The sequence below is a fragment of the Nitrospinota bacterium genome, from assembly GCA_016235255.1.
Lineage (GTDB): Bacteria > Nitrospinota_A > UBA7883 > UBA7883 > JACRLM01 > JACRLM01.
Genome location: JACRLM010000098.1, coordinates 1 through 8,329 on the forward strand (window position 1 = coordinate 1; position 8,329 = coordinate 8,329).

Annotated in this window: 5 protein-coding genes; all 5 read left to right on the forward strand. The window is 57.1% G+C overall.

From position 1 onward, the window contains the following. Positions 1–244 precede the first annotated feature (244 nt). The 5 genes from HZB29_12810 to HZB29_12830 all read left to right on the forward strand — a co-directional run bounded on the left by HZB29_12810 (position 245) and on the right by HZB29_12830 (position 8,197). Positions 245–4,018, forward strand: coding sequence for a PAS domain S-box protein (locus HZB29_12810; protein ID MBI5816479.1), 3,774 nt, complete (start codon positions 245–247; stop codon positions 4,016–4,018). 69 nt (positions 4,019–4,087) lie between these two features. Continuing rightward, complete coding sequence (locus HZB29_12815; GenBank protein ID MBI5816480.1) at positions 4,088–4,507, forward strand: response regulator; 420 nt, start codon at positions 4,088–4,090, stop codon at positions 4,505–4,507. Then, positions 4,497–6,158 carry a diguanylate cyclase gene (locus HZB29_12820; GenBank protein ID MBI5816481.1) on the forward strand — a complete coding sequence of 554 codons (1,662 nt, stop codon included), beginning with the start codon at positions 4,497–4,499 and terminating at the stop codon, positions 6,156–6,158. Before HZB29_12815 ends, HZB29_12820 begins: the two co-directional genes overlap by 11 nt. Before the next feature lie 141 nt (positions 6,159–6,299). Further along, positions 6,300–7,277, forward strand: coding sequence for a peptidyl-prolyl cis-trans isomerase (locus tag HZB29_12825; GenBank protein MBI5816482.1), 978 nt, complete (start codon positions 6,300–6,302; stop codon positions 7,275–7,277). Next, entirely contained in the window at positions 7,202–8,197 is a 996-nt protein-coding gene (locus HZB29_12830) for a peptidylprolyl isomerase (GenBank protein MBI5816483.1), read from the forward strand. The genes HZB29_12825 and HZB29_12830 overlap by 76 nt, the downstream gene beginning before the upstream one ends. Positions 8,198–8,329: the final 132 nt, after the last annotated feature.

An 8,329-nucleotide genomic window follows, 5' to 3' on the forward strand; every position in this document is an offset into this window, starting at 1 on the left:
CCCAGGTTGAGGAAAGTGAGCGGTTATAAACACCTGCCGGAACTGCGTGAGATCATGAAACGGGCTCTGGCGGGGAAGATAATGGTGAAAGCGGCGTGACGGTCATGCCGGGAGTTTCAACTAAAAAAGGGATTGACTCTAATTGAATTAAGAGTTAAAAGAAAAACATGGTGGAGCGGCGCATAACGAACTGAATTAACGCCGCCAAAGATGGTTTATTTCCCAAAAAGGGGAACGCGCCTTTATGCGCCCATTTTTTACCGTTGATGCGAAACTGCCATCCAGTGACGACGTCAAGTTGAGGTCGCTTTCAGAGACTTCGCCGGACGCCGTGGTAACTTTCAAGCATGGCCGGAATATCGAAACGGTCAATCCCGCCTTCATCGCCATGTTCGGCTATTCAAGGGAAGAAACGGCGGGTCTGACGTTAAGGTCCCTTTTCACCAATCCCCCCCAGGACGACGAAAGTCTTCTTCAAGAACTGGGCAGGGAAGCCGAGTGTCTGCGAAAGGACGGGTCGGTTTTCCCCGCCGAGATATCGTGGAACATCTTTGAATGCTGCGGCGAGCAGGTGCGGATGATTATCCTGCGTGACGTCTCCGAAAGAATATCCTCCCGCAAGGCCCTCGAAGAGTCCGAGCGCAAATACCGCGCCCTGGTTGAGGACGCGCGGGACGCGATATTGCTTGCCGGCGTTGACGGACGCGTCATTGACGCCAACGCCAGCGCCGGAAAACTCTTTTGCCGGGAAAAGGAGGAGTTGCTTGGCCTTTCCATACGGGAGATGCACCCGGCTGGAAACGCGGATGAATATTCAAAAAAATTTGGCGAGCTTTGGGAAAAAGGCTCCGTGCATATTCCCCGCGCGCTGATATTGAAAAAAGATGGCGGGACGGCGGTGGTGGACTTGAACGCAAGCATAGTCGAAATCGGCGGAATCAAATGCGCCCACGCCATTTTGCGGGACATGACGCAGGCGCTGGCGGCGGAGGAGAACCTCCGCAAAAGCGAGCAGCATTTTAAGCTGATATTTGACCATGGTTCCGTGGGCAAGGCCCTTTTGGACCTTGATGGCGGCGTGCTCAAGGTCAACGACGCTTTCTGCCGGATGCTCGGCTACACAAAAGAAGAGTTTTTGACCAAGAAAATGTCCGGCCTTACCCACCCGGACGACCTGAAGAGCAACATCATGGCCTTCGACTCTTTTGTCCGCGGGAACAACGATGTGATGACCCTGGAGAAGCGTTACATGGGCAAGGGGGGGCAGACGGTGTGGGTGCTGCTCAACGTGGCCCTGGTAAGGGACGGATACGGGGCGCCGATGCACTTGATAACGCAGGCGCAGGACATCACGGAAATGAAGAAGTCGCAGGAGCGTCTGCGCAAGAGCGAGCGGCTCCTGGCCGAGGCTCAGAAAATCGCCGGGCTTGGCTATTGGGAGTGGGATGTGGACTGCGACCACCTGATATGGTCCGACGAGACATACCGCATATTCGGCCTTCTGCCGCTCCAGTTTGAGGCCACATACGAGGCGTTCATAAGCTATGTCCACCCGGAAGACAGGGAAATCGTCCTCAAGGCAGTAGGCGAAGCCTTGAGCCACGGAGCCGAATATGATACCGATCATCGCATCGTCACTCCTGATGGTTCCGTGAGGATGGTCCATGAAAGGGGGGAGGTGTACCGCGACGCCACAGGCGCCCCGGCCCGCATGATGGGAACGATCCAGGACATAACCGAAAGCAAGAAGGCGGAAGAGAAACTGAGGCAAAGCGAGGAAAAGTTCCGCACCCTGTTCAACGGCGGGAACGACGCCGTCACCGTCACCCTGTTAAACGGCGCGGGCATGCCTTTGAGGTTTGTTGACGTTAATGACAAGGCGGTGGAGCTGTACGGCTATTCGAGGGAGGAGTTCATGGAACTTTCCCCGATTTCGGTGACGGTTGATCCGGAATACAAGGCCAGGCTCAAGGATATCCTTGCGGAAATCAATTCCAGGGGAAGGGCCGTTTTCGAATGGCGCAGCCAGGGGAAAGGCGGAAAAGTCCTGGAACTGGAGATCAGCTCCCAGAAAATAAAGATGCTGGACAGCGATTATTATATTTCCATCATCAGGGACATCTCCGAACGCAAGCGGGCGGAGGCGAAATTGAAGGCCAGCGAGTCGCGCTACCGCGCCCTGTTCGAAAACGAATCCGACGCCATTGTGGTGGTGGACGCGCAGACACGCCGCTACGAGGACGTGAATCCCGCCGCGATGAAGATGTATGGATACACCCGGGAGGAGATGCTGTCCATGGGCCCGGTGGACCTTTCGGCGGAGCCGGAGAGCACCCTTGACGCTTTCAGGCGGATTGCTGACAACAACGTGGCAAGCCACCGGGTGACCATGCGCCGCATGAAGAGGAAGGACGGAACTGTTTTCCCGGTTGAACTGTGCGTTGGAGTGTTCGAGGAAGGGGGCAAAGTAAAGCATGTGACCGCCTTGCGGGACATATCCATCCGGGTGGAAGCGGAAAAGGCGATCCGCCAAAGCGAGGAGCGCTACAAGCAACTGGCGGACAACTCGCCGGACATCATCTATTCATTTTCGGACAAGAGAGGCGGGGTGTATTACTCTGCCAGCGCTGAAAAGATTTTAGGCTACCCCTTGGGCTACATGTACGAACATCCGTTCCTGTGGAACCAGTCCATCCATCCCGATGATCTTCCGCTGGTGGCGCTGGCCGTGAAGGAATTGACCCTGGGGCTGCATTTCGACGTCGAGTACCGCGTTAAAAACTGCAATGGCAAGTGGCTCTGGTTCCGTGACCGGTCCATCGGCATGCGCGCCAACGGAGACGAGACCATCATAAACGGCATGGCGACGGACCTTACCGTGCAAAAGGCGCAGGAGGAGGCCATCCGCTGCAGCGAGGACAAATACAAGGCCATTTTCAACAACGGGCTGGACGCCGTATTCGTCGTTTCAAGGGACGTGGACGGGGTGACGGCGTCCAATTTCCTGGACGCAAACGATGTGGTGGTCAAGATGCTGGGCTATTCCCGGGATGAACTGCTGACGATGACGCCGGACAGCTTGATTCCTGACAATCCTGAGTTAAAAGCCAAACTGCCGGAAGTAGGCGCGAAAATAATGAAAGATGGCCGGGCGATTTTCGACTGGGCGCTAAAAGCAAAAGATGGAAGAATTATCCCCGTGGAGATAAGCTCCCACCGGCTGTTACTGCAAGGGCGCGCCACGGTGATCTCAATGCTGCGCGACATTTCCGACCGGGAGAAGCGGCGTGAATTGGAGATCGCCGCCAGGAGCCTGGAGCTTACCAACAGGGAACTGCAGGAGTTCGCTTATGTGGCCTCGCATGACCTTCAGGAGCCGTTGCGCACGATAATCGCCTTCTCCGACAGGCTGGAGGGGAAGTTCGCCGGCGAGCTTAGCCCCAAGGCGGCCGATTACCTGCGGCGCATACGCGTGGCGGGCAAGCGGATGAGCCAGCTTATACATGACCTCCTGCATTACTCCCGCGTGACAGGAAGCCAACTGGACTTTGAACGTGTGGACTTGAACCAGGTGCTCGAGGCCCTGCTCGAGGACATGCGCGGGAGGATAGAGCAGAGCCGCGCTCATGTGACACTTGGCCCCATGCCGGTTGTCCGGGCTGACAATTCGCAGATGCGCCAGATGTTCCAGAACCTGGTCTCCAACGCAATGAAATACCACAAGCCCGGAGAGCGGCCGGTGATCAAGATATACGGGAAAAAGGCGCGGGCCGGCGAAGGGGGCGCCGTGTGGGACGTGGTGGTGGAAGACGAAGGGATAGGATTCGACGCAAAGTACGCGGACAAGATATTCAACATATTCGAACGCCTGCACGGTTACAGCGAGTATGAAGGGACAGGAGTGGGGCTTGCCACCGTGCGCAAGATAGTGGAGCGGCACGCATGGACGGTGAGCGCCGACGGCTATCCCGATGTCGGGGCCAAATTCACGATCCGTTTAAAATCGGTGGAGGCGTGACAGGTGGAGAGTGACTTGCAGAAAAAAGAAGTGGTGCTCATAGCAGAGGACAACCTGGACGACTAGGAGATGATCCGCGAGGCGTTCGAGGAGGCTCTCGATGGAAATTCACCGGTGGAAATCATCTTCGCCTCCGACGGCGTGGAGGTCATGGATATGCTCCACCGCCGGGCCATGCCGGGAAGCGGGGAGACCGGGCCGATGCCGTCATTGGTGATTGTGGACCTGAACATGCCGCGCAAGGACGGGATTGAGACCATAAGGCAGATCAGGGCGACAAGCAGCCTGCGGCGCCTGCCGGTGCTGGTGCTTTCAACATCCTCGTCCTTCCTGGACATAGACAGGAGCTATGAGGCCGGCGCAAACTCCTACCACGTCAAGCCCCACGAAATCCCGGCCCTGGCGGAACTTTTCCGGGATATCCTTGGCTATTGGTTCGGGATAGTCCGGATGCCGTCAAAGGGGATTGGAGGTATCAATGGCGGGTAGGGTCAAAAAACGCGTCCTGATGATTGACGACAGCGTTGACGACTACGTTCTTGTCCGGGACATGCTAGACGACATCGAGCCTGGCAAATACGAGATAAACTGGGCGCAGTCCGCCCCCCGGGGGCTTTCCATGGCATCGTCGGCCGCATATGACGCCGTCCTTCTGGACTACAGGATCGGCGCGTACGACGGCCTGAAGTTTTTGGAAGAGGCCAAGGAGAGCGGGATAGGGATACCCATAATAGTCCTTACCGGCCAGGGGAACGGCATTATTGACGTGGAGTCCATGCGCAAAGGGGCCGCCGATTACCTTGTCAAAGAGGAAATGACCCCGGCCATGGTGGACCGGGCCATACGTCACGCCATCGAGCGGGAGCGGATCCTCAAGGCGCTTGTGGCCAGCGAAGAGAAGTTCCGGTCGGTCTTCGAGGATTCGGCCATGGGCATAGCGCTGACGGACTCCACCGGAAATATTTACGACACCAACCCCTGTTTCCAGGAGATGTTCGGCCCCACCGAAAAGCTGAGGGGCAGGGCATTGACAAGTTTGATCCATCCCGAGGAGGCCGGGCAGATGGTCAGGCTGCTCGGTGAATTCCGCGGTGGCAAGACCTTTTGCGCAAGGACGGAACTCAGGTATGTCGCCGGCGGCAGGACAGTGTGGGGAAAAACGCTGGTTTCATCCATCACGCGGGGAAACCTGGATTCTCCCCATCTTGCCGTGATGATCCTCGACGAGACGGAGGCAAAACTGCTTGAAGAGCGCAAGCGCATGGCGTGCCTTGTGGTGGACAACACCTCGGACGGCGTGATGGTGACGGACTCCCACGGGGTGATAAGCTCGGTCAATCCCGGATTCACGAAAATCACCGAATACACGGCGGCGGAGGCGGTCGGAAAAAAGTCCAGCATGCTAAAGTCGGACAGGCATGACGAAGAGTTTTACAAACGTTTGTGGAAAAGCCTGAAGAGCGGCGGAGTGTGGAGCGGCGAGATATGGAACCGCAGGAAAGGTGGAAGCGTTTATCCCCAGGCCATGAGCATCCGCGCCGTGAAGGACGACAGTAACAGGATAGTCCACTACGTGTCCATCTTCCGCGACATCAGCGACGCCAAGAGGCAGGAAGAGGAGATACGGCACCGGGCCTATCACGATCCGCTCACGGGGCTGCCCAACAGGATACTTTTCGGGGACCGGCTCAACCACGCCATCCTGCACGCCAAGCGGCTGAAGACCAAGGTGGCCCTGATCTTCTTCGATCTGGACGGATTCAAGCTTGTGAACGATACATACGGGCACCTGGCGGGGGACATGCTGTTGCAAGGCGTGGCAATCAGGCTTACGGCGCTTTTGCGCGAAGAGGACACTTTGTCCAGGCTGTCCGGGGACGAGTTTACGGTGATCCTGGAAGACGTGGGGACGATGGAGAGCGTGAAGATAGTGGCCGAAAAGATACTGGAAGCGGTCAGAGAGGAATTCATCGTGAAAAACGGTTCGGTGCGGGTGTCTGCCAGCCTTGGCGTCGCCCTGTATCCGGAAGATTCGGACAATCCCCATGACATCGTCCAGAAGGCCGATGAGGCGATGTATATCGCCAAGGCCAACGGCAAGGACCGAATCGCTTTCTATTCGTCCGGTATCGCCCGGTGATTGCTCCCGGAGTCTGGAAATACCATCGCGCCTGATTCGCTCCGCGTTATCCGGGCCGCAAAGCATCCTCGGAAATGATATAATTAAAAATTTAGCGGCAAACCTTCCGGATGGGCGGGAGGATATCACTTGGGATATATGATGTTCAGGCAGATTATTTTGGCGGCTGCGCTGGCCGCGGCGATGTTGGCGTCCGGATGCTCCTGGGGCAAGGACAAGGAAAGCGCCTCCCCCGCGGGGATGGAGAAGACTGTGGCCAAGGTCGGGAACAAGACGCTGAGCGCGGCGCAGTATGATCTTGAGGTCAGGAAATACAAGTCCATGCTTCAACTGGACAAGACCGGCGCCATGACGGCCCCGCAGGCCGAACATCTGGAAAAGTCCGTCCTCAACAGGATGATAGACGACCTTGCGCTGGAGGCGGAGGCGGAAAAAGAAGGGGTAACCATCTCCAAAGATGAGTTGGAAGAGGAAATCCGCGCTTTGGTGGGGGAATATGACGAGGCTTCGTTGAAACTTTCGATGGAACGGGGCAAGACCACCCTGGAAGAGTGGAAAACGGCGCTGGAAAAGAACATGCGGATAAAAAAGCTGGTCTCCCGGGAGGTTGACCAGAAAATAAAGGTGTCCGAAGATGAAATCAGGCAGTATTTCTCGGAGAACGCCAGGGAGTTCAGGTGGCCGGAGCGCGTGCGCGTGGCCCAGATAATGTTGACCGACGAAATAGCGGCGGCGGAGGCCAAAAGGCTTGTGACGGCCGGTGATGATTTCGCGCTGATAGCCAAGAAATATTCCCAGAGCCCGGACGCCCAGACGGGGGGGGACCTGGGATATTACGCCAAAGGGCAGCTGCCTCCCGAGTTTGAGCATGCCGTGTTCGGACTCAAGGAGGGAAACATTTCGGACGTGGTCAGGTCCACGTATGGGTACCATATATTCAGGGTCCTCAAAAGGGAGACGCCGCGCGCCATGAAGATGGAGGAAGCGCGTGGCAACATGGTTGAAATTTTAACTGCGAAAAAACGGGAAAAGGAGTTTGCGGATTGGCTCTCAAAAGTGAAAAACAGCCTTTCGGTCACGGTCTATCCGGAAGCCTTGCCGCAGCGGCCGCGGCGCTGATTCTTTCCACGGCGTTTAGCGCGTCCGGCGCGTGGGCGGATGTTGTGGACAGGATCGTGGCCAATGTCAACGGGGAGATAATCCTTCTTTCCGACGTGCGCTCGCAGATGGCGCTGATGCGCTCTTTCGCGGCGCAGGGGGGCCCGGTCCCGGCGGAAAAGCTCAATGAGGCCGACACCCTCAAGCTGATGATAGACGAGAAGATAATCGCGCATTACGCGAAGGAGAACAACGTCGTCATCAAGGAAAGCGAGGTGGACCAGACCATCGAGCGGATAAAGGGGGAGAACAGGATCACAAGCGAATTCCTCGAGGAGGCGCTCGGCCGCCAGGGGATGACGATGGAGAAATACCGGGAGAAGCTCAAAAGCCAGATGGCCATCCAGCGGATCACGGGGATGGAGATAAGCGGCTCGCAGGTCTCCGACGACGAGGTGCGGGGATATTACAGGCGCAGGTCCGGCGAGTTCCTGGAGCCGGGGCGCGTGCGGATAAGCCATATCGTGACGCTGATTCCAAGGGACGCTGGCCCCGCGAAGCTCGAAGACGCATCTGCCGGGCTTAACAGGATAAAAAAGGAGATCGCCGCCGGAGCGGCCTTCGCGGAAATGGCGAAAAAGAACTCGCAGGACAGCGCGGCGCGCGACGGGGGCGACCTTGGGTGGTTTTCCAAGGGGAAGATGCTGGCGGAGTTTGAGAGCGCGGCCTTTACCATGCGCCCCGGTGAAGTGGCGGGGCCGATCCGCAGCCAGTTCGGCCTGCACCTGATAACAGTGACGGAGCGCGAAGAGCCCAAGCCCCTGCCGTTTGAGAAAGTGGCCGACTCCATCAGGGATAAGCTGCAGGGGGAGAGTTTCGGCAAGAAGCGAAACACCTGGCTGGAACGGCTTCGTTCGCAGGCTTATATAGAGTATCACTAGTGTCCCAACGCTAACGACATGACTGATTGTAACAGGTTGAGAGAACGAAGGTTTATCATGATTTGCTCTGGTCTCGATTTCAGTTCGGCGCGTAGTATGACGGGTATCTCCAACACGATTGTGAGGCTCGCC

Excerpts from the sequence above, each read along its gene's own strand:
- HZB29_12810 (MBI5816479.1), top strand. The coding sequence starts at position 245 with ATGCGCCCATTTTTTACCGTTGATGCGAAACTGCCATCCAGTGACGAC.
- HZB29_12825 (MBI5816482.1), top strand. The coding sequence starts at position 6,300 with ATGTTCAGGCAGATTATTTTGGCGGCTGCGCTGGCCGCGGCGATGTTG.
- HZB29_12815 (MBI5816480.1), top strand. The coding sequence starts at position 4,088 with ATGATCCGCGAGGCGTTCGAGGAGGCTCTCGATGGAAATTCACCGGTG.
- HZB29_12820 (MBI5816481.1), top strand. The coding sequence starts at position 4,497 with ATGGCGGGTAGGGTCAAAAAACGCGTCCTGATGATTGACGACAGCGTT.